We start from the raw sequence: 25356 nt of genomic DNA on the forward strand, positions 1-25356 counted from the left end.
TCACACCCTTATCTAGTTGGGTTCGCAAGAGCAGACTTGAAGTGATTTCTGCCCATCGAAACGTCTGACTAGCGTCAGTCTTTTTCGATGAGCCTCCAATCATTCAAGTCTGAACGCTCTTGCTCACACCCTTTTCTAATAAGTCAGTATTTTAAAGATGTCTAGGTTGGGGATTTTTTCTCTGCCTTTGAGGGCTTCTAGTTCAATAATGAAGGCTGCGCCGACGACTTGGCCGCCGAGTTTTTCCACTAATTGGGTGGTGGCTTGGATGGTGCCTCCGGTTGCTAGGAGGTCATCGACGATGAGGACGCGCTGGCCGGGCTTAACAGCATCTTTATGGAGCTGGAGGGTATTTTCCCCGTATTCTAATCCATAGTCTACGCTGATGATGTCGCGGGGGAGCTTGCCCTTCTTACGAGCGGGCGCAAAGCCGATCCCTAATTGATAGGCCACGGGACAGCCCACAATAAAGCCCCGCGCTTCTGGTCCGACAATCATATCGACTTGCTTATCCTGAGCGAACTGGACAATCTGGTCAATGGCAGCGTGGAAGGCTTCCCCATCAGCCATCAGAGGGGTAATGTCGCGGAAAGTCACTCCTTCTTCAGGATAGTTCTCAATACTAGCAATATAGTCTTCAAAATTCATAATTTCCTCCTTATGGTGCACTGGCTGGCTCTGGCGCAAAAAAGTAGCTCGTAATTGATTCAATATCATTATAAAGCAAAACTTGTTCACTGTTTAATAATTGCTCATACTTGGTCAGATAGGCCTTCAAGTCGACCTTGCCTTGGACAGGCAAAATGTGAAGGGTCTGTCCTTGCCAAGCGACCAGACCCGCTTCCTCAAGAATATCCGTCATCAGGATGAGTTGTCCTTCAGCGAGTTTGAGATAAGAAGCTAGGACACCTGTCTGTCCTTTAAGCGGGAGTTGGGGATGGCCCAAGAGATAACGGTAGTAACGCTCAAAATCCTCGCGCTGGGGCAAGCCATTCAAGTAGACCTGCTTGGGCGAATAGGCAAAGAGATAAAGGTTCTTAATCCCTTGGCCTTGAACAAAGCGACGCACGTCTTCTAGAACCAAGGGGCAGTCAAAGAGGACGGCCTGCTGGTAGCTTAGGCCTTGATCCTGGTCCAATTCATCGACCAAAATGGCCCGACTCGAGCTAGGAATTTGGTCGCGGTAGGCTGCCAAGTACTTGGGGTCCTGGAAGAGATAGAAGGCTTCTTTAACCGCAAAGACCTCTTCCCGGGCCCGGGCTTGGCGGAGGTCAATGACACTGGCCTCATCCACCCTCAAGTCAATCAAAAGGGCCTGGGACGAGCGCTTGCCCTGCCACTCATTAATATTCAATTCAACGGCAGCCTCTAAATTATTGCCAACAGCGAGCTGGCGGGCCAAGTCTCCCATGCGAAAACCAATCAGGGCCAGGTCAGGCGCCTCCTCTAAGCCTAATTTCAAAGTCTGCTTGTCGCGGCCAATCTGCTGGACCCGGTTCAAGGGACCGGCTTCAAGCAAGAAGCTAGGTTTCGGATTATCCGTCCCAAAAGGTTTCAGGCGGTCTAAGGCTTCGAGGCTGGTCAAGCTAATGCTTTCCGGCTGGATGCGGCCATCTAGGACCAAGGGCGCAGGTTTTTGAACCATCTCATGGATAGTCTGGCTGAGTGCTTGGAGCTGGGACTGCCAGTTCGCAAAGTTTTCACCCGCAACCGTCAAGCCTGCTGCCATAGCGTGGCCCCCAAAGGCTTGCATGAGGTCGTCGACTTGGCTCAGTAGGTCAAAGAGGTTAACTCCCTCAATCGACCGGCCAGACCCCTTGTAAACATCCTGGTCCGTCTTATGGGTGAGGACAATACAAGGACGTTGGTAACGCTCAACCAGGCGGCTAGCAACAATACCCAAGACGCCCTCATGCCAGTCCTCCTGCCAACAGACTAAGATATCGTCCAAATGATCGCGCTGGTCAATTTGAGACCGGGCTTCTCTTTCGATTTGGTCGACTAGGCCGCGACGTTCGTCATTGATGGCTTCCATTTCTTGGAGAAGTTGGTCCACTTCATCCGGATCGAAGCTCATCAAGAGTCTAAGGCCTAGGTTGGCATCGGAGAGCCGTCCTAAGGCGTTGAGCCGAGGGGCAATCTTAAAGCCGATGGTCTCTTCATCAATTGCCGACCGGTTAATTTCCAGTTTTTCAAAGAGCCGGATAAAGGCGAGACGCTGGGTCTGCTTAAGTTCTTGGATGCCCAACTTGACCAAGGACCGGTTTTCATCAGTGAGGCTGACTAAGTCCGCTACTGTCCCGATAGCGCAGAGGTCTAAGAGGTCGACGGGTAAGTCTCCAGTTAGGGCTTGGACCAGCTTCAAGGCCACCCCTGCCCCACTCAGGTCATCGAAAGGATAGGCCTGGTCAGGATGGCGGGGATGGACAATGGCAAAGGCTTCGGGTAAGCTAGCACCGATTTCGTGGTGGTCGGTAACAATCACATCCACCCCCTGGGCTTGGGCATGGGCAATCGCTTCATGGCCCTTGACTCCGTTATCGCAAGTAAGGATGACTTGGATCCCTTGCTTGATATAGTAGTCGTAAACCTCGGTATTGGGCCCATAGCCATCCACGAAGCGGTCTGGTAGGTAGCTATGGACATTGGCGCCCATATTCTCCAGGCTTTCAACGAGGATGGTAGCTGCCGTAATTCCATCGGCATCATAGTCCCCATAGACTAAAATGGCCTCGCCTGCTTCAATGGCAGCCATCAGTCGGTCCACTGCTCGGTCCATGTCGGATAGGAGAAAGGGGTCGTGGATGACAGGCTCTTCGTCCAAGAAGCCATGGATAGTGGCTTCATCTTGGAAGCCCCGCTGGTAGAGCAAGTTCACCATCAATTCAGGAAGGTCTACCGCTTCCTTTAACTGGGCAATAGTCTCCAGGTCTTGGTCTGTTAACTGGTCAGATCTTACTTTCCAATCATAGTTTGCTTTAAGCAAGTATCTCCCTACTTTCTACTTGATCTGAAACTGGTCAAAATCTTTAACCACCAAGCTTTGAGGGTGGATTTTTTGGGCACCTTGGACCAATTGTTTGATCTGGGGCGCCGTGACATAGCGTGAGGAAATATGGGTCAGGTAGAGCTGCTTAACGCCTGCTTCTTTGGCAAGCTTGGCCGCTTGAGCGGCAGTCGAATGGAAATGACGGTGGGCCATCTTCTCTTCGCCCGCCTCATAGGTGGCCTCATGCACCAAGACGTCCGCATCCTTAGCCAAGCTCAGGGCCTGGTCACAAGGCCTGGTATCGCCAAAAATAGTGACCGTCTTCCCCGCCTGCTTATCGCCGACAAAGTCATTGCCATCGAGGACGCGTCCATCTTCCAAGGTCACTTTTTCCCGCTGTTTGAGCTTGCCTAAGAGGGGCCCATTCGGAACTCCGGCAGCCCGGGCCTTATCAACCAAGAGTTCCCCCTCTTGGTCGGCTTGTTCCACCCGGTAGCCAAAACATTCTACAGCGTGGTCAAGAGGTCCATAGCTCACCTTGAAGGAAGAATCCTCAAAAGCCAGGCCCTTCCCTTCTAATTCCACAATCTTTAGAGGGTAGTTCAACTTAGACTGGGACACTTTCAGCGCAGTCCAGACATACTGCTTCAAGCCCTTAGGCCCGTAGACTGTCAAGGGACGCTCTGCCCCACCTTGGAAGGACCGAGAACTTAAAAAGCCCGGTAGTCCATAGAGGTGGTCGCCGTGGAGGTGGGTAATAAAGACCCGACTGACCTTGCCTGGCTTAAGGGTGGTCTGGAGGATCTGCTGCTGGGTGGCTTCCCCACAGTCAAAAAGCCACATCTCATTAATTTCATCCAATAGCTTAAGCATTAGAGCAGACACATTGCGTTGACGACTCGGCACACCAGCTCCTGTTCCTAAAAAATGTAATTCCAATTCAAAAACCTTTCTAAATGCCTCTTGGCACAGCCCAGGATGAGGATAAAAGAGGGGTAGGTCTTAGGACCAAACTGCTTCATCAGCACCCAGTCTCATCGCCCTACCCCAGTATTTATCGCATCTTCCTTAATCAAAAAACTCAAATTCATAGTCTCGAATGCGGACGATATCCCCAGCTTGGGCTCCAGCATCAACCAAGGCTTGGTCGACGCCATGGTGCTTAAGCTTGCGCGCAAAACGCAGGGCGCTCTCATCGTATTCAAGATTGGCCATCAAGAAGTCTTTTTCAATCCGGTCGCCGGATAAGACAAACATCTTATCGGCTTGGTCATAGGACAGATTGAAATAGGGTTCTTCAGCTTCGATTTGGTAAAGCTTGTGTGTTTGGTCGACTTCATCGACTTTTTCAGCTTCGATTTGAGCCAGACGGACCTCTTCTTCTTGAATCAAGCGGTAAGTTTCTTCCATTAAGTCCTTCAAACCAGACTGGCTAATGGCCGAAATCGGGAAGATCTCCGGCAAGTCACGACCAGGAAAATGTTCCTCAAAGTATGCGGCTAACTTCTCCCGGAATTCCTCAATATAGAGCTCCGCTTCGGGAATGTCCATCTTGTTAGCGACAATGATAGTTGGCCGCTCTAAGATGGTCTCGTCATAAGTCTTCAATTCCTCATTAATGGCCACATAGTCCTCGAAGGGATCGCGGTTCTCAAAGCCTCCCATATCCACAACATGGAGAATTACCTTGGTCCGTTGCACATGGCGCAAGAACTGAAAACCGAGACCGATCCCCTCCGCAGCTCCTTCAATAAGGCCCGGCAAATCGGCCAGGACAAAGGAACGTTGGTCGGACAGATCAACAACCCCTAAGTTTGGTGACAGGGTGGTGAAATGGTAGTCAGCAATCTTGGGTTTAGCAGCACTAACAATGGATAGGATGGTTGATTTCCCTACTGAAGGAAAACCTACCAAACCAGCGTCAGCTAGGACCCGGAGTTCCAATTGCAGGGTCCTTTCTTGACCAGGTTCCCCATTCTCTGCAATTTCAGGGGCGGGGTTATTGTGAGTGGCAAACTTCATATTGCCCCGGCCACCCCGGCCACCCTTAGCAACAATAGCTTCCTGACCTTCTTCTACCAGGTCGGCTAAGACTTGGCCCGTATCAAAATCCTTGACAATAGTGCCTGGGGGAACACCAACAATGAGGTCTTCTGCGCCCCGTCCATAACGGCCTTTAGTCATACCATTCTGGCCGGCTTTGGCCTTAAAGTGGCGGTTATAGCGGAAGTCGAGCAGGGTCCTTAGCCCCTCGTCCACCTGGAATATAATATCGCCACCGCGGCCTCCATCGCCACCAGCAGGGCCACCATCTGGCCGGTATTTTTCACGCAGGAAGGCGACAAGGCCGTCGCCACCCTTGCCGGCTTTCACCCAAATTTTAGCATAATCATAAAAGGTTGACATCTTTTGCCTCCTTTCTCTTCTTTTTCTTTATTTCACTTCTTATTTTATTAGGAGTTCCTTGGTATTGGCAAGTACTTTGACTGGCTGACCAATTTTTTCTAGGAGAGCCAGGCGGTTGTTACGAACCGCTTCATCATCGGTAAAGACCATATTGTCTTCAAAGAATTGCTCAATAAGCGGTGCCAGTTCAGCCAAGGCTTGGTAGTAGTCAGCTGGCATATCCCCTAGGTAGAGACTATCCACAGCCTGGTAGAGGGCCTCTTCGCTCTCGCTTTCCAGAAGGTCTGCTGAGACTGTGACTTGGTCAATATCAAACTCTTTCATTTTATCCTTGAGATTTAGGATCCGGTTCCAAGATTCGATAACAGTCTTGAAGTCTTCATCCTCATGGTGGTCAGCTAAGGTTTTAGCGGCTGCACGTTTTTGGTTGATGCCGTGACTAGCAGACCCTAAAACAGCCTGGATAATGTCCCGGGCATAACCTTCTTGTTCCAAAATATTCTTCAAGCGTTCTAACATGAAGGCATAGACTGCTTCCGCCAAGGCAACTTGGTCGTCGTCGGATGGGTAAACGGCCTCTAAGATAGCTTTCAGATCCTTATCCCAATCAAAGGGGAGCTCTTCAGCTGCTATTAGACGAACAATCCCGATCATTTGCCGACGCAGGGCGAAGGGATCGTTTGAGCCAGAAGGAATCCGATCAATCTTAAAGAAGCTAATAATCGTATCCAATTTATCGGCAATGGCGAAGAGGATCCCCAGGGCTGATTGGCCTAATGCCGCATCAGAAGCGATCGGCATGTAGTGTTCGCGAATAGCGACGGCAACTTCTTCTGCCTCGCCAGCTTCTCTGGCATAGTACTCGCCCATAATCCCTTGGAGTTCAGAGAATTCATTGACGATATTAGTTTCTAAGTCGAACTTATAGATGGCTCCGGTCCGCTCAATCAAGGGCTCAAAGTCAGTCGATAAGTAGTCGGCAAAGAGGTTTTCCATGGTCCAATGGCTGTATAAGAGCTTAGCGATTTGGCTGACCCGGTCCATCTTCTCCTTCATGGTCCCAATTTCAGCGTGGAAGGTCACATGGCTGAGACGCTTAGCGAAGTCATCGATCGATTCTTGCTTATCTTCTTCCACAAAGAACAGACCATCTTCTAAGCGGGCCACCAAGACTTTTTCATTTCCGTGGCGGACATTTTCTAGCCCTTCTTCATTACCGTTGCGGACGGCCACGAATTTTGGCAGCAAGTTACCTTCTTGGTCGGACACATAGAAGTAACGTTGGTGTTCGGCCATCGAGGTAATAAGCACAGGATCAGGCAGGGCCAGGTACTTATCATCGAAGCTGCCGATGAAGGCGGTTGGGTATTCTACAATTTGAGTGACTTCTTCTAGGAGGGCCTCATCTTGACTGACTTGGACGCCTTCCGTCTGAGCGAGATCTTTAATCTGTTGGACAATGACTTCCTTACGCTTATCCTGGTCAGCAATGACAAAGTCTCGTTCCAGAAGTTTCTCGTAATTTGAAGCCTTGTCGATCGTTAATTGGTCATGACCGAGGAAGCGATGACCGCGGGTGTAGCGGTCAGCTTGGATGCCCAAAATTTCAAAAGGTAGGACCTCATCATCTAAGAGAGAGAGTAACCAGTGGATGGGCCGAATGTACTTGAAATTGCGATGGGTAGACCAGTACATGGATACAGGGAAAGTCATCTGCGTGATGCATTGGCTGATTTGAGGCAGAATTTCCCGGCTGGGCTTCCCCTCTTCTTTGATTTCCGCATAGATATAGCCATCTTCTACATAGAGGTCGTCAGTCGACAAGCCCTTACCCCGGGCAAAACCTTGGGCGGCCTTGGTCCATTCTCCTTGGTCATCCTTGGCAATCTTTTCTGAAGGGCCCTTAGCTGTTTCAACAAAATCAGCTTGCTTATCGGCTAAACCATCCACTAAAACCGCAAAACGGCGAGGAGTGGCAAAGGCCTTAATAGCGTCATAAGTCAATCGCTCTTCAGTTAAGAAGTTAGCGACGCGGTCTTGGAATTGTTGGCTGATTTGACGCACGTATTTGGCGGGCATTTCTTCTAAACCAACTTCTAATAAATACTGTTGCTTACTCATTAGCTGCGTCCTCCTCTAATAATTTTTTCGCTTCTTCCCGGCTTAATAATGGATATTCCAGGGCTTTGCGGTTGGCGACAAATTGTTTGGCTACTTGCCGGGCCATGTTGCGGATCCGGCTCAGATAGGCTTGGCGGTCGGTTGTCGAAATCACCCCGCGCGCGTCAAGAAGGTTGAAGGTATGGGAACACTTCAAAATATAGTCATAGGCTGGATGAACCAGCTTGTTGTCAATTTGCTTGAGGGCTTCTTCTTCGTAGAAGTTAAACATCTTGAAGAGGGCTTCATATGTGGATTCTTCAAAGGTATATTTGGAATGTTCATATTCCGGTTGTTTGAAGATTTCACCGTATTTCACGCCACCGCCCCATTCCAGGTCGTAGACACTATCGACACCTTGGATGTAGGAAGCTAGGCGCTCGAGTCCGTAGGTAATTTCACAGGTGGTTGGGTGACAATCTAAGCCCCCGACTTGTTGGAAGTAGGTAAATTGGGTGATTTCCATCCCATCAATCCACACTTCCCAGCCTAGGCCGGCACAGCCCATAGAAGGATTCTCCCAGTTGTCCTCAACAAAGCGAATATCGTGATCCTTGGCATCAAGGCCCAAGCGTTCCAGACTCTGGATGTAGAGCTCTTGGATGTTATCGGGATGGGGCTTCATCACCACTTGGTATTGGTGGTGTTGGTAAAGCCGGTTAGGGTTTTCCCCATAGCGGCCATCGTCTGGCCGGCGGGAGGGTTCCACATAGCTAGCATTCCATGGCTCCGGCCCAATTGCCCGGAGAATAGTATAAGGACTCATGGTCCCTGCTCCCTTCTCCGTATCATATGCATTCAGAATGAGGCAGCCTTGCTCGGACCAGAACTGATGCAAGGTTAAAATCATCCCTTGTAAGGTATTGGCTGCTTGGTTCATCTTGTCTTCTCCTCTTTTCTTTAATTTAAATTAACAAACAAAAAAGCCCCATACACTAAAAAATAGTGCATAGGGACGATTCAATCGCGGTTCCACCCTATTTCCGGCAAAGCGCCGGCACTCTTTAACAGGACATGCTCTAACCTGCCTTAGAATTCGTTGCCTACTTTCACTAACTAGGCTCGCTAAAAAGGGAATTCCTTATTCGGTTATCTTTGCATGCGATATATACGTTTACTATACTCGATTTCCCTCCTCACCGTCAAGAGGGTTTATCATTTTTTCCAACTGGTCGATAAAGGACCGACTTTTTAAATGAATGCCCACATATTCTTCGTAGAGGTCATCGATGGCTGAGCGGAGGGCCCGCTTATTAGCTTCTCCCAAGCTGACAGACCCCAGGTGGCTGAGATTGACTTGGCTCAAATGCTGGACCAGATAAGCCGTTCGCGGCGTCCAATGCAAGCGGCGGGGATCCTTGTCGAAGTGCTTTTGGCACAAAAAACCCGCATACTTCATGGAATAGTCCAAGACCGTATCTGCCTGGCCGCAGAAGACACAGGCTTTGAGATTAGGAACCACCCCGAATTGGGGCAGGAGCTGGAGTTCAAAGATATTAGCGACGACGGCTGGATCCTTGCTTGCTTCAAGCTGTCCGAGAGCCTGCCAGAGCGAATCAAAGAGAATCGCATTAACTTCCCCGTCCTCCAGTGCTGCGTCCAGGAGCCCCGTCATGTAACTGGCGTAGGCATTGACGCTAATATCCGCAGTCGTCAGGCGGGGAAAGAGGCTGTCCCGGACATCATTGAGGAAACTCAGGCCCGAGGCATTAACCTGACCGATAAAGTGACCGCGGACAAAGGCAAAGGCAGCTGGTCGCAGAGGATTCTTGGTCCTTTGGATATTGCGCAGGAAAAACATCCGCTTGCCGTATTCGCGGGTGAAGATCTTGACCAGCATGTCCTTCTCCCGGTGCTTGCGTGTAAATAGAATAATTCCTGCAAATTCTTCCGCCTGCAAAAAATCCCCTCTAGCTTCTAATAATCCTGCTTGGTGTTATAGCCAAATTCCTTGAGCAGGGAATTCTTGTCCCGCCACTTCTTCTCGACCTTGACCCAGAGTTCCAAGAAGACCTTGGACCCTAGCAAGTTTTCAATTTCCTTGCGAGCTCCTGTCCCGATCGACTTGATCATCTTGCCGCCCTTGCCGATGATAATCCCTTTTTGGGACTTGCGTTCGACAATGATATTGGCATAGACATGGACCCGGTCCAGTTCGTCCTTTTGCATCTTATCCACAGTGACGGCCACCGAATGGGGAATCTCTTCCCGGGTCTTCTGTAGGATTTGTTCCCGGATCAATTCACTGACCACAAAGTATTCAGGGTGGTCAGTCAGCTGGTCTTCGGGATAATACTGGGGGCCCTCCGGTAATAAGTCTTCCAGCTTAGCGATTAAGCCCTCCACCTGGCCAGAATTCAGGGCAGACATGGGGATAATTTGCTCAAAGGCTTCTGGATTAGGAATATCGGCCATATAAGCCGCCAAATCTTCCTCAGAGACTTTATCGGTCTTGTTGACGATCAGGAAAGCGGGGCTCTCCCGATCCTTGACCTTGTCCATGATAAAGCGGTCACCCGGTCCGATCTTTTCGTCCGCACTGACCAGCATGAGAATAGCTTCCACCTCGTCTAAAGCCTGGTAGGCACTCTGGAGCATGTAATCATCTAACTCATTCTTGGGCTTATGGATCCCCGGCGTATCAATAAAGATCATCTGGCTGTCGGAACTGGTGTAGATAGCCTGGATCTTATTGCGGGTTGTCTGGGCCTTGTCGCTCATGATGGCGACTTTTTGGCCGACAATTTGGTTCATTAGGGTCGACTTGCCCACATTGGGACGACCGACAATGGCAATAAAGCCTGATTTAAATGTATCGTGTGTGTTTTCCTTCAAAATTTTTCCTCACTTTATTAAAGAATATAGGAACCAAAAATAACAAAACCGACAAATATAGCTACTAGGGTCATCAAGAGGACGCTTCCTGCCGCGACATCCTTGATGGTCTTGACCAAGGGGTGGAAGTGGTCCCCCACCACCAGGTCACAGAGCCATTCCACACTAGTATTGAAGAGTTCAGCCAAAAGGACCAGGCCACAAGCTAGGGCGAGCAAGGCCCATTCCGTGGGCTTTAAGCCGAGGTATAGGCCCAAAGCCCCCAGCAAGGGAACCATGGCCAGTTGGAAGCGAAAGTTCCGCTCATGGTGGAGGGCAAAGCGTAGGCCGTCATGGGCATGCCCCAATGCCCCTAGGAAGTGGCGGTTTTTGCCGACTTGTTCCTTATTCTGATCGTTTGAGTCCATAATTATCTAGAATCTCTCTTTGCAAAGCAAACATTTCTTTCTCGTCTTCTTCCGTCATATGGTCATAACCATTGAGATGGAGGAAGCCATGGACGGTCAAGAAGCCAAGTTCACGTTCAAAGCTATGTCCATATTCCTGAGCTTGAGCCTTGACCCGGTCTAAAGAAATGAAGAGGTCCCCTAGTTCATAAGGCATGCCTTCAGGAAGCTCTAGGATTTCAAATTCATCCGCTACTTCATCATTGATAGCAAAGCTGATCACATCAGTCGGCCGGTCCACACCGCGGTAGGTCTTATTGATCTGGTGGATCTCTTCATCATCTACGATAGTCACTGACATCTCGGTCTGGTCAGCTAAGTCCAGGTAGTCACTGGCATAGGCTAAGAGCTCTTGGACCATTTGGCAGTGCTCGGGCTTAAGGGCTTGGGTTTTATCCGTAAATTCAATTGTTAACATGGCGTCACCTGCTTTTTATTTAATCTTAGTTTTCATAGGCTTGTATAATGGCAGCCACGACGGGATGGCGGACCACATCCGACGTATCAAAGGAGACAAAGGCAATATCGGAGAGATCTTGCAGCTTGTGCTGGGCATCGATCAGACCAGACTTGACGCCGCGCGGAAGGTCAATCTGAGTCCGGTCCCCGTTGACAATCATCTTGGAGCCGAAGCCGAGACGGGTTAAAAACATCTTCATCTGGGCAATGGTTGTATTTTGTGCCTCATCGAGGATGACAAAGGCGTCGTCCAGGGTCCGTCCCCGCATGTAAGCCAGGGGTGCAATCTCAATGACCCCACGCTCGATCAATCGCTCGGTCTGCTCCACACCATAAATGGCGTAGAGGGCGTCATAGATAGGCCGGAGATATGGGTCGACCTTCTCTTTCAAGTCGCCAGGCAAGAAGCCCAGGCTCTCCCCTGCTTCAACGGCAGGCCGGGTCAGAACAAGACGTTTGACTTCCCCTTTTCTCAGGGCAGATACAGCCAGGACCACAGCTAGATAGGTCTTCCCAGTCCCTGCTGGTCCAACCCCGAAAGTTACCGGATGCTTCTTCACCGCATCGACATAGCGCTTCTGACCGGCTGACTTGGCTCGAATCTCCTTACCGTCATAAGTTTTCCCAATCGCTTCATCGTAGAGGTTGACAAAGTAAGACAGGGTCCCCTTCTTGGCCATCTTGATAGCGGTCACGATATCAGCTTCTTCAAGCATCTGGCCCTTGAGCAGTAGGCCTTCTAGCGTCTTGATTAAATCAATAATCTGCGGGCCTTCCTCCCCCTTCACCACGACCTCATTTCCGCGGGCAAAGACTTCTGCCTCAAAGCTCCGCTCCAAGAAAGCTAAATGGCGGTCCTGGCTGCCAAAAATTTGTTGGGCAATGTCTGGATGATCAATCTGGTAAGTGTATGTCGCATCTGCTGCTGTCAAATGTGCACGGCCTCCTTCTTCTATTTACTTCAAAGTATACCAAATATCCGCCTAAAATACGAATGAAATTAAGTCATCAGCCTGAGCAAAGAAAAAAGCTGGAAGAAGAGCTCCAGCTTTCTTTTGGCAGTTGACCTGCCTTTTGGAATTATTTTAATAATTCTTTGACGACTTGTTGAATTTCTGCCCCCGCAGCCTGCCCTTTCATGCGAGCAACTGCCTGGCCCATTACCTTACCAAAGTCAGCTTTGGATTGGGCATTAGTATCTTGGATAAGATCCTTAACTACTGCTTCAATCTCATCGCGGTTTAATTGCTTAGGTAAATACTTTTCAACATAGCCTAGTTCAGCTTCAGTCTTCTCAGCCAAGTCTTCGCGACCGGCTGCCCGAAATTCCGAAATCGAGTCCTTGCGTTGCTTCAACTCACGAGAAAGCACGGTCATTTCCTGGTCCTCAGTTAAAGATCCGCCTTCGTTGATTTCTTCGTTTTGAACTGAACCCTTAAGCATTCTCAAGACAGATAAGGCTGTCTTATCTTTAGCTTTCATGGCTTGTTTGATATCTTGATTTAATTCATCAATAAGTGCCATGAATTCGCCTCCTATCAGCTCATATATAAATTAGTATTTACGTTTACGAGCAGCTTCCGATTTTTTCTTACGACGAACTGATGGTTTTTCGTAATATTCACGTTTGCGTGCTTCTTGTAAAGTACCTGACTTAGAAACCGTGCGTTTGAAGCGACGAAGAGCATCATCGAGAGATTCGTTTTTACGAACTACAGTTTTTGACATGAACAATACCTCCCCTCGTTTCAACCTGTCATTTTCCCATTGAAAATGTACATCGTTCATTATAGCTTTTTTCTTCTCTGCCGTCAATTTTTACTTGAAGTTTTTTTCAAAACAGCGATTATTCCTTTTATTACAACAATTTTGAAGGCATTATGTTATAATTAATTAAAAATATAGTGATAGAAATGAGAGATGGACATGTTTAAATTGATGAAAAATGTACCGGGCGGTCTGCTCCTAGTCCCGATGCTGATCAGCGCTCTTTTTTGTACCTTCTTCCCCGGCCTTTTTGAAATTGGTGGGGCAACGGAGGCCCTCTTTACCTCGAAAGGTTTGAACTATATTATTGGTTTTGCCTGCTTGTGTTCCGGCACAACTCTCAAGCTCAATACCATCCGGGTAGTCCTCAAAAAAGAAGGGATTTTGATCCTCTGTAAAATTATTCTGAATGTTCTACTGGGCTTTCTCTTCTTCAAGTTCTTTGGTTTGCCAGGTATCTTCGGCATCTCTGCCATTGCCTATATTACAACTATCGCATCGACAAACCCCTCCCTCTTCTTAGCCTTAGAAGAAGAATACGGGACGGAAAGCGACTCAGCTGCTTTTGGTTTACTTGCTGTTCTCTGTACGCCAGCTTATCCCATGTTAGTTTTCTCTGTTTCCCAAGCAACGCCTATTAACTGGATGCCGATTATTTCAACCTTGATTCCAGTTATCCTCGGGGTCATCATCGGCAATACCGACCAGAAATTGGCCGACTTCCTCAAGCCTGGGGCGGCCCTCTCCCTTCCTTTCATGGGTTGGGCTTTCGGAGCTAATATTAACCTGGTCAATGCCCTCAAAGCGGGCGGCCAAGGGATCCTTCTCACTCTCCTCTTCTACATTCCAATGGTTGTGATCTTAGTCCTCGTTGAACGCTATGTCTTAAAGAAGGATGGCGTAACTTCTCTCGCCATGTCGACCATCGCCGGGATGTCAGTCTCTGTTCCAGCCTTAATTGGGGCGACCAATCCGGCCTACCAAGCCTATGTGGATGCAGCAACCGCCCAAATTGCCTTCGGGGTTGTGATTTCAAGTATCCTCACCCCAATTATTGCTAAACGGCTCTTTGGTCACCCCGGTCAAGATCAACATACGGAGCTCAAAGAAGCAAAAAAAGTCTAAATGAAGTAAGCAAAGGCTCCCCGTCACTCAATTGACGGGGAGCCTTTTTGTTATCAATTAATCTTTTCCTATCAGCGTGCTGGGCATCCATTGGTCTTTTAAAGCTACTTATTAAAGATTTAGAGAACTAAGAACAAGTCTAGCCCTCTGCTAGCCTATGCCTTAGGCGCTTACCACCTATAGTAGCCACCAGGCACACTCTTAATCTTCAATGGTGAAGTTAAAGCTAGCGCTATTGTCTTCGCTGGAGGTGCCGACGTAGAGGGTAAAGTCACCATTTGGAATCACAAAATCATGGGCGCCCCGATCCCATACGGATAGCGGATGGTGACTTGCCTTAGGATCGATAGTGATGGAGATGGCTTTTGAATGGCCAGCTTCTAGCTGAACCTTTTGGAAGGCGATCAAGCGCTTAGGTGGCTGTTGGTCTTGTGGGATGCCAAGGTAAACTTGGACCACTTCGGCCCCGTCACGATCGCCGGTATTGCTGACGGTAGCTGTGACTTCAAAAGCTGCATCCTTAGCTTGGTCTTCTGTCCGCTTCAACTCGACATCTGTCACTTCAAAGTCGGTATAGGACAAACCGTAGCCGAAGGGGAAGAGCGGTTCGATGTCATTGGCTTGGTACCAGCGATAGCCCATCTCAAGCCCTTCTGAGTAACGGATAACAGGATAGCCGTCCCCTTCATCAACACCCGGATGGCGTTCAGGATGGTCGTAGTAGAGCAAGTCTTCTTCGCGCTTAGCATAAGTGGTTGGCACCTTACCTGAAGGATTAGCTAAACCAAAGATCAAGTCAGCTGCCACATGGCCATCTTCTGTCCCCTGGTTCCAGGTTTCAAGGACCGTGTGGGCGTCGTCAATCCAAGGCATGAGGACGGGCGTGGAATCTTTTAGGACTAAGATGCTTTGGGAATTAACTGCAAGGAGCTGTTCCACCATGATATCTTGTTGGTTAGGCAGACTCGGTTTGGCCAGGTCAAAGCCTTCAGAAGCCACAATTCCTGCCATAATAATGACCAAGTCAGCCTCTTTAGCCTTTGCCAGGGCCTCTTCAATATTAGAGAGATTATCTGCTACGATTACGGTCTCGAGCTCAGTCTTAGCACCTAGGTCACTCAGAACATCTTTCAAACCGTCTTCAGGTTTAACTGTATAGATTGGTTCAACCTTGGAAGAACCCCCACCCCCATTGCAGGCTTGGCCAGCGAATTTTTCTTGACCGACCAAGAGGATGTGGTCGTAGTCAGCAGGTTCCACAGGTAAAAGCTTCTTATCGTTCTTGAGCAAGACAGCTGAAGCTTGACCGATCTTACGAGCGCGTTCGCCATGGCCCTTAGCATCGATTTCACCAGGATTATATTCCCAATCGAACTGGTTGAAGCGGAACATTTGGGTAAAGCGACGGATAAGAGCCCGGTCAATAGTCTTTTCTTCCAGGCTTTGGTCTTCAAGGGCCGCCTTGATATTGTCTTCATTGAACCACTTGGCATCAGGCATCTCCAAGTCTAGTCCAGCGTTGAGCGAAGGGGCAGCTGATCGGGTAGACCAGAAGTCGGACTGAACATAGCCCTCAAAGTCCCATTCATGGCGAAGAATTTCGGTTAGGGTTTCCCGGTATTCCGTCCCATAGACCCCACGGATCCGGTTGTAAGAGCTCATAATTGAAGAAATTTTGCCGTCTTTCACTAACATTTCAAAGGGCAGCAAGTAGAGCTCCCGCATGACTTGATCGGAAGCTTCCACGCTGTGGCGGAAGCGTTCATCTTCCTGGTCGTTGAGGACGAAGTGTTTACCCATAGCGATCACATCATGGTTCTGGATAGCCTTGGTCACTTCTACCCCCATGCGTCCACTGAGATAAGGATCTTCTGAGAAGTATTCGAAGTTCCGACCTGAAATGGGCAGGCGGTGAAGACAAACAGCTGGCCCTTCCAAGACATGTTGGCCCAGGGTCCGAGTCTCACTCCCAATAATATCCCCATATTCATAGGCTAACTGGGGATCGAAGGAAGCCGCCACCCCGATAGTCATCGGCAGGGCAGTCGCCTTGGGGCTCGGATAGCCATCCCCCATGCCCACGCCTACTGGGCCATTGGTCACCCGCATGCGGGGGATTGAAAATTCTTCATTCTCTTTAACATGGCGTTCCACCCGCAATTGGGTCATCTGTTCTTCATATTCTTCTTCGGATAAATTCTGCATGGCTTCCATATCAATGTTGTAGATGTTGATGGTCTTCATGCCACCGTGCAATTGCCCAATCTTATCTTCTAAAGGCATGGCAGCGACCAGGGCTTCTGCTCGCTCCTTAGGCGACTTGGAGTCGTCTAACCAAACTTGTTCTGTCATTTTCGCATCTCCTTTTCCAATTATGATAGTTTCATTATAACACTCAATAGTCATAAATTAATAAAGAAAGCCATTTCCTGACAGAATCTTAAGCTGTTAAAAAAGAGTGTGACAAAAGTCGTTCAGGGCTGAACCACTGGAGCGAACTATGTCCAATCGTTTGCAAACGATTGGACATAGTTCGTGAAGTGGATGTCAGGTCTGACTTTTGGAACAGATCTTTGAAAAAAGTTCGTTTTTTAAAAAGAGGTTGGAACTTTTTTGTCCCAGTCTCTTTAAATTTCTTAAACAAAAATAAAGTCTGAATTTAAGTTCTAAATGAGATTTACTGTTATGAGCTAAAGGAGCAAAAGGCAACAGCTGTTAATTAATTTTTCCTGCTATTCTTTCTGATATCGCCTTCTGCTAGGGCCATCAAACCCCCACTAGCCAAGATAACAATTAGCCCAAAGATAAAATTGACAATTTTATCTTGAAAAAAGGGCGATCCGAAAATCAACAGACCAAGTACAATCACTAGCACAAAAGCATGGTATTTATTTTTCATGTCAACCACCCCCTGGATTTTTATGACTTCTATTATCTACGCTTTCAAAGAATTAAAGCTAAAATGAAGAGTCAGAAATAGAAGCCGTCTAGCTTTTCCATTTGATTGTGACTCCTCAAGCCTTTAGTCCTGAATTTCCCTCTTATTTCTTTTGCTTACTGCAGTCTGCGCACAGGCCCATAATCTTGAAATCGTGGCTGTGGATTTCGGCGCCGGGCACCTGGTCGGAGAAGAAATCCAAGGGGCACATTTCAAGCGGGAAAGCGCGGCCGCAGTTCTCACAGATGAAGTGGTGGTGGTGGCCAATTTCAGGGTCGCAGTGCTTGCGGAATAACATTTCCCCGTTCACATCAGTTTCTTCTAAGAAATGAAAGTCACTGAAGAGCTTCAGGTTGCGGTAGATGGTGTCGAAGCTCATCCCCGGATACTTGTCTTCCATAGCCTGTTGGACTTCTTTAGCGGTCAAATACTGGCCCTCTGCTTGGTCAAAAGCCGCTAAGAGATCAGCCCGTCTTTGGGTATACTTGTAGCCCGCATCTTTGAGTTCATCCATGGACTCCGTCACAAAATTTGTCATCATTAAGCCCCCTTTTGTGACCTGATTATAACACAGGATAGGCTTAGATGACTAATAATTCATTTGTCTTAGGCTGGGCCCGGCTCCTCAGCTATGCTATAATGGGGCCACTATCAATGGAGGGTGAAGTCTATGAGTGAAGACCAAACAAAAATTTTTTATGTCCTATCCGATGCAGTGGGAACCATTGCTAAGGATGCCTTGAACAACGCCTTTGTCCAGTTTCCGAATATCGAATACAAGGTGCGCATCTTTCCCTTTGTCCAGTATACGGACTATCTCAAACGGATTCTGAAATCAGCTAAAGACTGCCAGGCTAGCATTATTTCCACCTTTATCAAGCAAGAATTAGAGGAAATGGCCAGTAACTACTGTGAGGCTAATGACCTCTTCTACTACAACTTAATCGATCCCCTCGTCCAACATATCGCTAAGGAAGCGGACCAGGCTCCCCGGCAGAAACCAGGCAATAAGAAGGCCTTGGACAAGGACTACTACCGGCGGATCGAAGCCATTGAATTCGCAGTCAAGAACGATGATGGCAAGCACCCCGCTGACTTCAAGAAGGCGGATATTGTCCTCTTAGGGATTTCCCGGACCTCGAAGACTCCGCTCAGTCTCTTTCTCGCCAACCAGGGCTACAGGGTCACCAACCTCCCCCTAGTTCCCGAAGCCCACTTACCCGAAGAGCTCTATGAAGTTGACCCTAAAAAAATAATCGGACTAACCAATGATGTCAATGTCCTCAACAAGTTTCGAAGGGAACGCCTCCGCTCTTATGGTATCCAAGAGCTGGGCCGCTATAGTGACGACCAGCGTATCCAAAAAGAACTGGACTATGCAGATCAGATTTACGCTGAACTCGGCTGCCCGGTCATCAATGTTGCCGACCGGAGCATCGAAGAAACCGCCACCCTCATTCTCATGTTCCTCAATTTCCAAGAAAAAGAGGTTGAAGATTAGAAAAAGGCCGCCTAGTCACACTTAAACAGTGACTAGGCGGCCTTTTTAGCGCTTAAATCCGATTCTCTTCATAGAGGAAGCGGAATTGGTCTAGGGCGACGACATTGGTGTCGGTAAAGAAGTCCATGAAATTCTGCCGCTTAGGCGTAACGACCACAAAGAGGCCGAGAATGGGCAAATTGCTTAGGATCAGCTTGCCTAAACCCTCGCGGACAAAACAAGTGCCAAAATTCAAGCGGTACTGGTCCGCCTTAACAACTTGTAGCTTGAAGAGGGCCTTGCCCAGGGTCTGGCCGTTTAATAGATATGAGGCCAGGCTAAAGTAGACCACTAAAACTAACTGCCACGCTAAATACTTTACTAAGGGCCACTGAACCAGGTAGGCATCAGGCAGAAAGGTCAGGACACAGGCCAAGAGGATGGCTTGGAGGGCCCCCACAAAGATCAGGTCCACGAGAAAGGCCCAGAGCCGGATCCAAAAGCCAGCATAGAGTTTGCGGCTAAAGCCGTTGACCAGGTTGCGGTCGACATGGCGGCGGTAGGACATGAGTAGGTCTTGGCCCGATAGTTTCTGGGCCTTCTTTTGCTTATCATGTCGGACAGCCTCTGCCTCTCCTTCTAAACGGCCGTGGTAGAGCTGGTCATTGAGTTGGGGCAGAGGTCCTTGGAGCTTGTCATCTCTTTCCTTGGCCATCTTTAAACACCTCCGTAGAGATAGTAGGCTTGAGGGGTGTTTTGGTGGAGGGCCTGGCCTTGGAGAGTGTCCCAGTTAGGGATGGCGCTTTTGAGATCCAAGGATTTGGAGAAGAGGCCGAGGATGGAGTCCATTTCGGAAGCCTTAGGTGTTACATCAACGACTTCAGCTTCTTCTAAGGATTGGTCCTTTTTGAGGGCAGCTAGGGCGTCGGCTTGGTAGCCCATCTCATCGATGAGGCCATTATCCTTCGCCTGCTTGCCGGAATAAACCCGCCCATCCGCTAATTTGCGGACTTGGTCTTCATCCATGCCTCGCCCATCCGCGACAATGCGGACGAATTCGTCGTAGGATTCCTTGATCAGGCCATCAAAGATCTTCTTCTCTTCGTCAGAAGCATCCTTGAAGGGACTGCCCATATCCTTCTGGTCACCAGACTTGTAGACTTCCATTTTGAAGCCGTGCTCGTCCATGAAGTCCTTGACATTGAGCGAGGACATGATGACCCCAATAGAGCCGGTAGTTGTATTGTTATCGGCAAAGATCTTATCCCCTGCCATGGAGATCATATAGCCCCCGCTGGCTGCCATCGAGCCCATGCTGACATAGATAGGCAGCTGGCGGTCGTCTTTTAAGTCTTTAAGGGCGCGGTAGAGTTCCTGGCTGTGGTAGGTGGTCCCACCTGGAGAATCGACAACTAGGAGCAAGGCCTTAACGCTGTCGTCTTCCTTGAGGTCAGCAATCTGGTCCAGGACTTCCTGGTGGCGGTAACCAGGGCCTTGCAAGCTTGAGCCATCGCCTGTATCTGCTATAGTACCTTCCACCTTGAGGACGGCAATCCGTTGACTCGGATTGCCGCTCTCAAGGACCTCCTCCTTACCCGCAAAGGGCTTGCTCAATTCCTCCCAATTGACTTCTTTAAGCCGCTCTTGGCTTTGTCGGCGGCTAGCAAGTCCGAGAATCAAGAGTAAAGCAGCCACAATGACCAAAATCCATGATTTGGCTTTCATTTACAAGCTCTCCTTCCTTTGACACTTAAATTGTAGCTTAGTCCACATCGATGCGAGTCACTTCAAGACTCAAGTCGTTTATTTGCTCTTGGGAAACTTCACTAGGCGCATTTGTCAATGGATCGAAGGCGCGGCCATTCTTAGGGAAGGCCATGACTTCACGAATGTTATCTTCGCCGGCTAAAAGCATCACTAAACGGTCGAGACCAATCGCTAAGCCGCCGTGTGGTGGGAAGCCGTATTCCAAGGCGTCCAGTAAGAAGCCGAATTGTTCATTGGCGCTCTCTTCGCTGAAGCCTAATGCTTCTAACATTTGGAGTTGGATATCTTTTTGGTGGATACGGATGGACCCGCCCCCGATTTCATAGCCGTTGAGGACGATGTCATAGGCTTGGGCATAGACTTCTTCAGGTTGGTTGCTTAACTTGTCGAGATCTTCTTCATTAGGCATGGTGAAGGGATGGTGCATGGCATTGTAGCGGCCTTCTTGTTCATCATACTCGAGCAGTGGCCAATTTACGACCCAGAGGAAGTTGAATTGGTTCTTGTCCATCAATCCTAGTTCGCGGGCAAATTTCAGGCGAATTTCGGACAGGGATTGGTGGACCACACTGGCCTTGTCAGCTAAGAAGAGGAGGATATCCCCTGCTTCTGCTTGGAGACGGTCAACAAGTGGCTCCGGATTTTCCTTGAAGAATTTACCGATCGGACCAGTCAAGCCGTCTTCACTGACCTTAATCCAAGCGACCCCTTTGGCACCATATGTGCTGGCGAAGTCAGTTAAGCCGTCTAAGTCCTTACGGGAGTACTGATCAGCTGCACCTTTGACATTGATGGCTTTGACCATACCGCCATTTTCGATGGCTTGGTTGAAGACCTTCAATTCATACTGGCTGACCACGTCCGATACATCCACTAATTTCATGCCGAAACGGGTGTCGGGTTTGTCTGTCCCGTAATAATTCATGGCGTCATCATAGGAAATAATAGGGAAGTCTTCGGTAATTTCAACGCCCCGGGTTTCTTTCATGACATCTTTAAGCATGGCTTCGACGATTTCACGAATTTCTTCCTGGCTGAGGAAGCTGGTTTCCAAGTCCACTTGGGTAAATTCTGGTTGGCGGTCCCCCCGCAAGTCTTCATCACGGAAGCAACGAACGATTTGGTAGTAGCGGTCCATACCTGAAGCCATCAGCAATTGCTTGAAGAGCTGAGGTGACTGAGGCAGAGCATAGAATTCACCAGGGTGGACACGGGAAGGAACCAAGTAGTCGCGAGCGCCTTCTGGTGTTGACTTGGTCAGGTAAGGGGTCTCAATATCCAAGAAGCCTTCTTTTTCAAGGAAGCGGCGGATGGCTTGGGTGACTTTCGCACGTAAAACAATATTAGCGTTCATTTCAGGGCGGCGGAGATCCACATAGCGGTATTTCAAGCGGATATCATCGTTCACATCGATGTCGTCCTCTACCATGAATGGTGGGGTCTTAGCCTTGTTTAAGATAGTCAATTCTTTGACCATGACTTCGATGTCCCCATTCTTAATCTTAGGGTTAACCATGTCTTCGTCACGGTTGATGACGTCACCAGTCACTTCGATGACATATTCAGACCGTAATTTTTCCGCTTGGTCGAAGTGGTCCCCTAAATTTTCTACGTTGAAAACCACTTGAACGAAGCCTTCACGGTCTCTCAGGTCAACGAAGATTACCCCACCAAGGTCCCGGCGTTTTTGTACCCAGCCCTTGAGTGTGACCGTCTGGCCGACTAATTCTTTAGATACGTTTCCACAATATGTTGTACGTTTCATCTTGTTCCTCCTTATGCATTAGCATGAAAACTTGCAATAACATCTGAAAATTGTTCTTTAATTTGGTCAATGGCGAATTTTTTCTCCTCGCCCGAAGCCATGTCTTTAACATTGAGGGCCCCTTCTTCTAATTCGCTCTCACCCAGAGTAATCACGAACTTGGCGCCCAACTTATCGGCATCCCGGAATTGCTTGCCCGGCTTGCGGTGCTTGTAATCGAGCTGACAGGAATAGCCCTGTTGGCGGATGGCCTCAATTAAGGGCAGGCTGTTTGCAACCTGGATCCCTGGAATAGTCACCAAGTAGACATCTAAAGGATCCGTGTCAGGCAAGGCCACTTCTTGGGCTTCCAAGAGGAGCATGAGCCGCTCTAAACCAATCGCAAAGCCAAAACCTGGTACATCCTGCTTTCCATCTGAGAGTTCCTTGACAAGTCCTGAATAAGACCCGCCCCCGCAGATAGTGGTTTCTGCTCCGAAAACTTCATTCTTGGTCATGATCTCAAAGATGGTATCTTGGTAGTAGTCCAAGCCCCGGACCATATTAGCATCGATCCGGTAAGGAATCCCTAATTGATCGAGAAGGCTTTGGACTAGGTCAAAGCGTTCCTTAGATTCTTCGGATAAGAAGTCCAGAATACTTGGCGCATCCTTTACAATCTCCTTGTCCTTAGGGTCCTTGCTATCGAGGACGCGCAGAGGATTCTTGTGGAGCCGGGTCTTGGAGTCTTCACTCAACCGGTCTTCGAAGGGTTCCAGATAGTCAATGAGAGCCTGGCGGTAGGCTATACGTGAATCGATATCGCCTAGTGAGTTAATCACTAATTCCAAGTCAGAAATCCCTAAGCCTGTGAGAATTTCCCAAGCCAGGGCGATGGTTTCCACATCAATGAGTGCCTGGGAATCGCCGAAGACCTCCACACCTAATTGGTTGAACTGGCGCTGGCGCCCACCCTGGGGCCGCTCATAGCGGAACATCGGGCTCAGATAGTAGACCTTGTAAGGATGATGGTGTTCTGGGCCATAAAGTTTGTTTTCAATATAGGCCCGAACAACCGGTGCCGTCCCTTCTGGCTTGAGGGCAATATGGCGGTCGCCCTTGTCTTTAAAGTCATACATTTCTTTAGAGACCACGTCTGAGGTCTCTCCCACTCCCCGTGCGAAGAGTTCGTAGTGCTCAAACATCGGTGTTCGAATTTCACGGAAGCGGTAGCGGCTCAGGATCGCCCGAGCCTTGTCTTCTACATAATGCCACTTGGCAATTTCTTCAGGTAAAATATCAACCGTTCCTTTTGGTCGCTGAATCATTCACATCCCCCTTAATCATTCCATAAAAAAATCCCTATCCTGAAAAACAGGATAAGGACGAAAGTTTCGTGGTACCACCTTAATTATTCTAGCTATTGGCTAGAAATCTCTAGCGCGTAACGTGCGCAACGGAGTCTTCACTCACCTCCAGAGTGTCCAACTTAAGTCAAGAATAAATGCTTGCACCCTCCGCATTCTCTCTAAGGATTCTCTCCATAAGTCATTCTCTTTCAACGGTTTTATCAGTAACTAGCTTAACCAATCTTTAGACAAAAGTCAATTTAAAAATCTTTCCCAACTTGGACTTTTTGTTTCGGGCAAGAGATAGAAGCCATCCTCTTCCAGTCAGCCCCAAGTGCCACCTAAGTTTTAGCTCAGACTTTTTGTCTTTTGAATTGCGCTCTTTTTAATTAAAGGGTAAACTTATAGAAAGAAGTCATTCAGAAAGGGGGTTGAAAATGAACTGGAAAGACCATTGGGAAGCCAGGCGGGGCCATTATTTTATCTACAGCTTGGTCGTCATCCTGGTCTTGTTGGGGGCTTTTTTAACGATTTTTCACCTAAGTCAAAACCAGCAGAAGAAGACCCAGGCTGACCTGATCAACCTCCGCCAGGGACCCGGTATTACTTATGACATCAAGGAACAAGTCAAGAAGGGAACGGGCTACCAAGTGATGCGGGAGGCCAATGACTGGCTTTATGTCCGCCTGGCTAATGGACAGACAGGTTGGCTGCCTAGCTGGCTCATGCCCCAGGGCCAAGATGACAAAGACCGGGGCTTTATCGCAACCGTGATCGACGACCAGGTCCCTATCCTCTCTCAGGCCAAAGATGGCGACAAGCTTGGCGAGGCTAAGCAAGGCGATAAGTTCACCATTCTCTACCAGGACAAGGGATGGATCCAAGTCCAATTCCAAAATGAAACTGCCTGGATCGACCAGAGCGCTATCGACATCACGCCCGGTACGATTGCTAACGAGTACATTGCCAGCCTGTCCGAGGACGAGCAGGCGGCCGTCGATAACTTACTCAAGGATTATCCCGCTAAGGTCGTGGCCACCGCAGCTGGCGTCAATATCCGGGAGGCACCGACCAATGAGTCTGATGTGATCTACAAGGGCAAGATGAACGAGGGCTTCGCCTACCTGGGCCAAGAGGACGTCTACTACAAGGTCAAGACCAAGGACGGCCAAGAAGGCTACCTGGCCAACTGGCTGGCCAAGTCCGACGCCACGGAAATGTCCAAGAAAGCCCAGGAAGCAGAAGCTACAACCACTCTCAGCCAAAAAACCATCGTGCTCGACCCAGGCCACGGGGGCAAGGACCCAGGTGCTATCTCCGATGACGAAAAAGTCTATGAAAAAGACGTTGCCCTAGCCTCGGCTCAGATCCTCAAGGAAAAACTGGAAGCGGCCGGTGCCAAGGTCATCATGACCCGGGAGGACGACCAATTCATCGAACTGGCTGACCGGGGTCGACTCTACAATGAAGTCAACGGCGACCTCTTCCTCAGCCTCCACTACGATTCGGCAGCTGAAGCGACCGTCAGCGGTAATACCGTCTACTATTACGATGAAGCCTCGATTCCAGTAGCCCAAGAGCTCCAAAGTCAGCTCATCGAACAGATGAATGTGCCCAATAATGGGATCGAATTCGGGAACTTCCAGGTCATCCGGGACTCCCATCCCCCTGCCCTTCTCTTAGAGCTCGGTTACATGTCCAACCCTAATGATGTGCAGAAATTTAGCCAAAAAGACTACCACGAGCGGGTCGCTCAAGCCGTCTACAACGGCCTGGTCTGCTACTTCCAAGAAGGCGGCAATAGCCAGGGCCAGAGTGTCCCAGCCTCTAGCGATCAAAAGCAAGCAAATGAAAACGCCTCAGCAGCTCCATAAGAAGCTGCTAAGGCGTT

23 protein-coding genes are annotated in these 25356 nt (G+C 49.0%); 3 read left to right on the top strand and 20 right to left on the bottom strand.

Going from position 1 to position 25356, the window contains the following annotated elements; genetic code table 11:
• Positions 1–135: 135 nt before the first annotated feature.
• The 13 genes from HMPREF2626_RS07430 to rpsU all read right to left on the bottom strand — a co-directional run bounded on the left by HMPREF2626_RS07430 (position 136) and on the right by rpsU (position 13023).
• Positions 136–648, bottom strand: coding sequence for an adenine phosphoribosyltransferase (locus HMPREF2626_RS07430; protein ID WP_070619550.1), 513 nt, complete (start codon positions 646–648; stop codon positions 136–138).
• A 10-nt stretch (positions 649–658) separates the two neighbouring features.
• Positions 659–2986 (bottom strand): single-stranded-DNA-specific exonuclease RecJ, encoded by a 2328-nt coding sequence (gene recJ / locus HMPREF2626_RS07435; protein WP_070619553.1) that lies wholly within the window; start codon positions 2984–2986, stop codon positions 659–661.
• Positions 2987–3001: 15 nt separating this feature from the next.
• The gene (rnz, locus tag HMPREF2626_RS07440; protein ID WP_070619556.1) at positions 3002–3928 is read right to left on the bottom strand and encodes a ribonuclease Z; all 927 of its coding nucleotides are present in this window, start codon (positions 3926–3928) and stop codon (positions 3002–3004) included.
• A 129-nt stretch (positions 3929–4057) separates the two neighbouring features.
• Positions 4058–5395, bottom strand: coding sequence for a GTPase ObgE (gene obgE / locus HMPREF2626_RS07445; RefSeq protein ID WP_070619559.1), 1338 nt, complete (start codon positions 5393–5395; stop codon positions 4058–4060).
• 39 nt (positions 5396–5434) lie between these two features.
• Positions 5435–7516: a glycine--tRNA ligase subunit beta gene (gene glyS / locus HMPREF2626_RS07450; protein WP_070619562.1), complete on the bottom strand. Its 2082-nt coding sequence runs from the start codon at positions 7514–7516 to the stop codon at positions 5435–5437.
• Positions 7509–8435 (bottom strand): glycine--tRNA ligase subunit alpha, encoded by a 927-nt coding sequence (gene glyQ, locus HMPREF2626_RS07455; RefSeq protein WP_070619566.1) that lies wholly within the window; start codon positions 8433–8435, stop codon positions 7509–7511. Before glyQ ends, glyS begins: the two co-directional genes overlap by 8 nt.
• A gap of 237 nt (positions 8436–8672) precedes the next feature.
• Positions 8673–9455, bottom strand: coding sequence for a DNA repair protein RecO (gene recO / locus HMPREF2626_RS07460; RefSeq protein ID WP_070619569.1), 783 nt, complete (start codon positions 9453–9455; stop codon positions 8673–8675).
• 17 nt (positions 9456–9472) lie between these two features.
• A complete protein-coding gene (gene era, locus HMPREF2626_RS07465; RefSeq protein ID WP_070619572.1) occupies positions 9473–10390 on the bottom strand; it encodes a GTPase Era in 918 nt (305 codons plus the stop codon).
• A gap of 17 nt (positions 10391–10407) precedes the next feature.
• Positions 10408–10797: a diacylglycerol kinase gene (locus tag HMPREF2626_RS07470; protein WP_246818946.1), complete on the bottom strand. Its 390-nt coding sequence runs from the start codon at positions 10795–10797 to the stop codon at positions 10408–10410.
• Positions 10775–11254: an rRNA maturation RNase YbeY gene (ybeY, locus tag HMPREF2626_RS07475; RefSeq protein ID WP_070619578.1), complete on the bottom strand. Its 480-nt coding sequence runs from the start codon at positions 11252–11254 to the stop codon at positions 10775–10777. The genes HMPREF2626_RS07470 and ybeY overlap by 23 nt, the downstream gene beginning before the upstream one ends.
• A 25-nt stretch (positions 11255–11279) precedes the next feature.
• A complete protein-coding gene (locus HMPREF2626_RS07480; protein WP_070619581.1) occupies positions 11280–12227 on the bottom strand; it encodes a PhoH family protein in 948 nt (315 codons plus the stop codon).
• 148 nt (positions 12228–12375) lie between these two features.
• The gene (locus tag HMPREF2626_RS07485) at positions 12376–12819 is read right to left on the bottom strand and encodes a GatB/YqeY domain-containing protein (RefSeq protein WP_070619584.1); all 444 of its coding nucleotides are present in this window, start codon (positions 12817–12819) and stop codon (positions 12376–12378) included.
• 30 nt (positions 12820–12849) lie between these two features.
• Positions 12850–13023, bottom strand: a complete 174-nt coding sequence (rpsU, locus tag HMPREF2626_RS07490) for a 30S ribosomal protein S21 (RefSeq protein WP_070619792.1) — start codon at positions 13021–13023, stop codon at positions 12850–12852.
• Positions 13024–13221: 198 nt separating this feature from the next.
• Here rpsU and HMPREF2626_RS07495 point away from each other — a divergent pair, with 198 nt between their 5' ends.
• Complete coding sequence (locus tag HMPREF2626_RS07495; RefSeq protein ID WP_070619587.1) at positions 13222–14187, top strand: 2-keto-3-deoxygluconate permease; 966 nt, start codon at positions 13222–13224, stop codon at positions 14185–14187.
• A 201-nt stretch (positions 14188–14388) separates the two neighbouring features.
• Here the strand turns inward: HMPREF2626_RS07495 and HMPREF2626_RS07500 are convergent, their stop codons facing one another.
• The 3 genes from HMPREF2626_RS07500 to HMPREF2626_RS07510 form a co-directional block, all read right to left on the bottom strand.
• Positions 14389–16539 (bottom strand): beta-glucosidase family protein, encoded by a 2151-nt coding sequence (locus HMPREF2626_RS07500; RefSeq protein WP_070619590.1) that lies wholly within the window; start codon positions 16537–16539, stop codon positions 14389–14391.
• Between the two features lie 367 nt (positions 16540–16906).
• Entirely contained in the window at positions 16907–17086 is a 180-nt protein-coding gene (locus HMPREF2626_RS07505; RefSeq protein ID WP_070619593.1) for a hypothetical protein, read from the bottom strand.
• 142 nt (positions 17087–17228) lie between these two features.
• Positions 17229–17663 carry a Fur family transcriptional regulator gene (locus tag HMPREF2626_RS07510; protein ID WP_070619596.1) on the bottom strand — a complete coding sequence of 145 codons (435 nt, stop codon included), beginning with the start codon at positions 17661–17663 and terminating at the stop codon, positions 17229–17231.
• 132 nt (positions 17664–17795) lie between these two features.
• On the opposite strand from HMPREF2626_RS07510, the gene HMPREF2626_RS07515 reads away from it, so the two are divergent.
• Complete coding sequence (locus tag HMPREF2626_RS07515) at positions 17796–18626, top strand: pyruvate, water dikinase regulatory protein (RefSeq protein ID WP_070619599.1); 831 nt, start codon at positions 17796–17798, stop codon at positions 18624–18626.
• Between the two features lie 52 nt (positions 18627–18678).
• Here HMPREF2626_RS07515 and HMPREF2626_RS07520 read toward each other — a convergent pair whose 3' ends face one another.
• The 4 genes from HMPREF2626_RS07520 to hisS are packed head-to-tail and all read right to left on the bottom strand — an operon-like array spanning position 18679 to position 23444.
• Positions 18679–19320, bottom strand: coding sequence for an RDD family protein (locus HMPREF2626_RS07520; protein ID WP_070619601.1), 642 nt, complete (start codon positions 19318–19320; stop codon positions 18679–18681).
• Positions 19321–19322: 2 nt separating this feature from the next.
• The gene (gene sppA, locus HMPREF2626_RS07525; RefSeq protein WP_070619604.1) at positions 19323–20330 is read right to left on the bottom strand and encodes a signal peptide peptidase SppA; all 1008 of its coding nucleotides are present in this window, start codon (positions 20328–20330) and stop codon (positions 19323–19325) included.
• A 37-nt stretch (positions 20331–20367) separates the two neighbouring features.
• Entirely contained in the window at positions 20368–22137 is a 1770-nt protein-coding gene (gene aspS / locus HMPREF2626_RS07530; RefSeq protein WP_070619608.1) for an aspartate--tRNA ligase, read from the bottom strand.
• A gap of 11 nt (positions 22138–22148) precedes the next feature.
• A complete protein-coding gene (gene hisS, locus HMPREF2626_RS07535; protein WP_070619611.1) occupies positions 22149–23444 on the bottom strand; it encodes a histidine--tRNA ligase in 1296 nt (431 codons plus the stop codon).
• Positions 23445–23902: 458 nt separating this feature from the next.
• On the opposite strand from hisS, the gene HMPREF2626_RS07540 reads away from it, so the two are divergent.
• Positions 23903–25339 carry an N-acetylmuramoyl-L-alanine amidase family protein gene (locus HMPREF2626_RS07540; RefSeq protein WP_070619614.1) on the top strand — a complete coding sequence of 479 codons (1437 nt, stop codon included), beginning with the start codon at positions 23903–23905 and terminating at the stop codon, positions 25337–25339.
• Positions 25340–25356 lie beyond the last annotated feature (17 nt).

The sequence above is a fragment of the Aerococcus sp. HMSC062A02 genome, from assembly GCF_001809535.1.
GTDB lineage: Bacteria > Bacillota > Bacilli > Lactobacillales > Aerococcaceae > Aerococcus.

Bases quoted from the DNA above. Each gene is read 5' to 3' on its own strand.
- HMPREF2626_RS07430 (WP_070619550.1), bottom strand. From the start codon at position 648: ATGAATTTTGAAGACTATATTGCTAGTATTGAGAACTATCCTGAAGAA.
- obgE (WP_070619559.1), bottom strand. From the start codon at position 5,395: ATGTCAACCTTTTATGATTATGCTAAAATTTGGGTGAAAGCCGGCAAG.
- glyS (WP_070619562.1), bottom strand. From the start codon at position 7,516: ATGAGTAAGCAACAGTATTTATTAGAAGTTGGTTTAGAAGAAATGCCC.
- glyQ (WP_070619566.1), bottom strand. From the start codon at position 8,435: ATGAACCAAGCAGCCAATACCTTACAAGGGATGATTTTAACCTTGCAT.
- HMPREF2626_RS07470 (WP_246818946.1), bottom strand. From the start codon at position 10,797: ATGGACTCAAACGATCAGAATAAGGAACAAGTCGGCAAAAACCGCCAC.
- ybeY (WP_070619578.1), bottom strand. From the start codon at position 11,254: ATGTTAACAATTGAATTTACGGATAAAACCCAAGCCCTTAAGCCCGAG.
- HMPREF2626_RS07485 (WP_070619584.1), bottom strand. From the start codon at position 12,819: ATGGCACTTATTGATGAATTAAATCAAGATATCAAACAAGCCATGAAA.
- rpsU (WP_070619792.1), bottom strand. From the start codon at position 13,023: ATGTCAAAAACTGTAGTTCGTAAAAACGAATCTCTCGATGATGCTCTT.
- HMPREF2626_RS07495 (WP_070619587.1), top strand. From the start codon at position 13,222: ATGTTTAAATTGATGAAAAATGTACCGGGCGGTCTGCTCCTAGTCCCG.
- HMPREF2626_RS07500 (WP_070619590.1), bottom strand. From the start codon at position 16,539: ATGACAGAACAAGTTTGGTTAGACGACTCCAAGTCGCCTAAGGAGCGA.
- HMPREF2626_RS07505 (WP_070619593.1), bottom strand. From the start codon at position 17,086: ATGAAAAATAAATACCATGCTTTTGTGCTAGTGATTGTACTTGGTCTG.
- HMPREF2626_RS07510 (WP_070619596.1), bottom strand. From the start codon at position 17,663: ATGACAAATTTTGTGACGGAGTCCATGGATGAACTCAAAGATGCGGGC.
- HMPREF2626_RS07515 (WP_070619599.1), top strand. From the start codon at position 17,796: ATGAGTGAAGACCAAACAAAAATTTTTTATGTCCTATCCGATGCAGTG.
- HMPREF2626_RS07520 (WP_070619601.1), bottom strand. From the start codon at position 19,320: ATGGCCAAGGAAAGAGATGACAAGCTCCAAGGACCTCTGCCCCAACTC.
- sppA (WP_070619604.1), bottom strand. From the start codon at position 20,330: ATGAAAGCCAAATCATGGATTTTGGTCATTGTGGCTGCTTTACTCTTG.
- aspS (WP_070619608.1), bottom strand. From the start codon at position 22,137: ATGAAACGTACAACATATTGTGGAAACGTATCTAAAGAATTAGTCGGC.
- hisS (WP_070619611.1), bottom strand. From the start codon at position 23,444: ATGATTCAGCGACCAAAAGGAACGGTTGATATTTTACCTGAAGAAATT.
- HMPREF2626_RS07540 (WP_070619614.1), top strand. From the start codon at position 23,903: ATGAACTGGAAAGACCATTGGGAAGCCAGGCGGGGCCATTATTTTATC.